Annotated in this window: 2 protein-coding genes; both read right to left on the bottom strand. The window is 48.3% G+C overall.

Translation table 11 applies throughout. The features are described from left to right. On the bottom strand, positions 1 to 672 hold a 672-nt coding region (locus HWQ67_RS15435), incomplete at its 3' end, for a hypothetical protein (protein ID WP_218253579.1). Then, positions 669 to 2,822 carry a DctP family TRAP transporter solute-binding subunit gene (locus HWQ67_RS15430; protein WP_218253578.1) on the bottom strand — a complete coding sequence of 718 codons (2,154 nt, stop codon included), beginning with the start codon at positions 2,820 to 2,822 and terminating at the stop codon, positions 669 to 671. The genes HWQ67_RS15435 and HWQ67_RS15430, both read right to left, overlap by 4 nt. Positions 2,823 to 2,995 lie beyond the last annotated feature (173 nt).

The raw sequence follows: 2,995 nt of genomic DNA, 5'->3' as shown, positions 1-2,995 counted from the left end.
GATAAAATAGCTCCTGGTGGCATAGTTCCTGACTATTATATATGAACTGCTTGCCTTAAAGTTCTTATCCGTGATCCTGACATTATTGGCATACAGTCTGTAAAAAAATGCCTCCCTGGGCAGGATGCTGTTAAATATGCTAACCAGGTCATACTCGATGACCAGTGCCCCCTGCGTGGTGTTGTAGAACTCTATTGGAACGATGTAGATCAGATTGTTATTGTCGGCAACGTAAAATCTTGGTTCCCCAACGGCCAGGGCTACTCGCAGATATCTTGCCCTTGAATAATCAGATGGATTGGCCAGGGTTGAGTAAGCAACGCTTTCGTCAAAACGCACCATGGTTACAGCGTGGATATCATTTTTGGCGAAACTGTTAATCAACTTAGGCAGGTAATCCGCCCTTCCCTGGGGATCGAGTAAGGCGTTGATTACAAAGGGATTTTTGCTGAAAGTATTGGCGCTCTCAAAGAGATAGGATATGCGTTGCTGAAGATTATTTATGCAGTGTTCGTTATACATTCTCAGATCGTTGTTTAGCTCTGCGGTGAGGGTTCGCTCAAGAAGAATGGCAACCGTGATAATGACAGAAATCAGCAAACTCAGAATAATCGTTATGTGCTGCAAGAGGAGTCTGTTTCTCAGACCTTTTTTCTGAGGTTTACCCGTCACTTTGTCTCCTTGCCGATTGGTACTATGGCGCCATCTGCGTCATACGTGGCCATGAAATAGTCATTGACGTTGAGGGCGTCATGTCTTGTCTTTGTAAACGGCGGTGAGTATGTCTTTATCATGCCGTTGTAGTGTTGAATATTTTCGAGGGCGTTACGTATGGATGGGCGGTCAATGGTCTTTGCGTTGTTGATTGCCATTGCCAGGAGGTGGACGAGGTCATAGGCCTGAGCCGTAGCCGCAGGCGCGGGTATCTCCTGCGGTGAACTGACGTGGTAGGTGGTCATATAGTTATTGAGCACACGTTTGGTTGTCTCATTCTTAGGATTTAGAAAGGAAAAGGTCTGAAAGAAGGTTAAATCCACGTGCTTTAGTTGTTCTTTTGCATCCGTCCAGAAATATCCCCCGGTAATAGAGCCATGGGCGATGATTGGCATCTTCTGTTGTCGTAGTACCAGGCCTTTGACAATTGCCGCCCCCTCCGGAGCAGTTGCGATAAGCACCAATACCTCTGCACCAGAGGCCTCGATATTGGCAATTTGTTTGAGCATGTTCTCCTCGCCCACGTTAAAAGACTCTATGGCGCATGGCGTTAAGTTATTGTCCTTGAGGTAGTCTACCAGTACCCTTTCATTCTCTCTGCCCCAGAGGGTATTTAAACTCAAGATGGCTATTTTCTTGGATTTCTTCAATGCCTGCCGTACAAGAAAATGCCCTGCCTCGGCATCATTGGCAGAGACCCTGAAGACATAATTAGGTTTATACTGGTTATTAGTCACATTGTCTGAGGCGGCCCATGGGATGAGGTATATGATCTTTTCCTTATGGATCATCTCCAGGTCGGCCAGGACTACCGAGCTATGAAGGCCCCCCATTATTGCGACCAGGTTTTTCATCTTACTAAGGGAGGCTATGTTTTTTTTGCTAATGGCAGGCATCCCGGTATGGTCCATTACTACGACAGAGAGTTGTTTGCCAAGCACTCCACCGTGGGCATTGATTTCGTTTATGGCAAGCTCCATGCCACGCTTGATGGACATGCCCGTCAGGGAAGATCCCATGCTCATGTCGGCGTTGAGGCCGATTATGATATCCTCCTCTTGCGTGTAGTTGTACTTGTGGCTGAGGTATTCCCGTGTCAGACCGATGACGTCTTCCCCTACGATAGCGGCGTACTTATCGACGATGTGTCTGGTTGTCCTTTGAAATTCTTTGCTCTGTTGTTCACTGAGGTAGCTGACGTCAACGCCTGCCTCCCTGATGACCTTGATGTGTTCTGCTTCCTTTTTGGCGATCAGCTCTCTCTCAAACGTGGTAAACTCCTTAGCGGTTGTCATGACAATCCGGACAATGTCCTCGGGCAGGGAGTCGAGGGTCTTTTTGCTGAAGCAGAAGACGTATGCCAGGTAGGCGTGATTGCTTATTATCAGGTGGGATTGAACCTCGTAGAACTTCAGGGCATAGATGGCGGCGATGGGGTTTTCATGGCCATCGACGACCCCGTCTTTGAGCGCCTTGTACGTCTGATGAAAGTCTATCGGGATAGGGTTTGCGCCAAAGGCAAGGAACTGGTCCATGATGAGGTTGCTCTTCATTATGCGGATGTTCATGCCATTGAAGTCCTTGGGGGAGCGTATGGGTCTGTCTGCGGTGAATTGCTTAAAGCCGTTGCCCCAGAATGCGGCTCCGACAAGGCCGTGTTCCCTGAGTCTTTCCAGGAGCAGGGCGCCGGGTTTGCCATCGAGCATTGCGTAGGCGTCCTCCGTATGTGGAAACAGGAACGGGATGTCTGCGTACTGCAGGGAGGGCAGGATCATGCTCAATTTGGCCGTTGGAGACAGCAGGATATCGAGTTGGCCGTCGATAGCCATTTCGATCATCTGGTGGTCGTTGGCCAACTGTTGTACGGGGAAGATTTTGATTTTCACGCGCCCCTTGGTTCTTTCGCTAACGGTATCGGAGAATCTCTGTGCGGCGGTGTGCATGGCGCTATCGGGGGGCATGTTATGGCCAAAGGTCAGCTCATAGACCTTGGCCTCCTTGCCCACGGAGTTGGAGGTGGCAAAGAGATAAAGGTAAAGCAGCATAGCCAAAGCCATCCCGATAACGGCAGTAACAACAAATATAAGGCGTCTGTTAATGTCTTTCAATGTATTTGTTCAATCCTGATGTTCACTTTGCTATTATAGCAGATTTCGATTGGGTTAAATACAACTATGGTTTCGCACTTTCTGGATTCCTGCTTACGCAGGAATGACACAGATGGGCGCAAAATACCATTTCTTGTCATTCCCGTGAAAACGGGAATCCATTTTAAAAAACC

Source organism: Candidatus Magnetobacterium casense (assembly GCF_019173545.1).
GTDB classification, from domain to species: Bacteria; Nitrospirota; Thermodesulfovibrionia; order Thermodesulfovibrionales; family Magnetobacteriaceae; genus Magnetobacterium; species Magnetobacterium cryptolimnobacter.
This window is presented reverse-complemented; position numbering and strand designations above follow the sequence as displayed.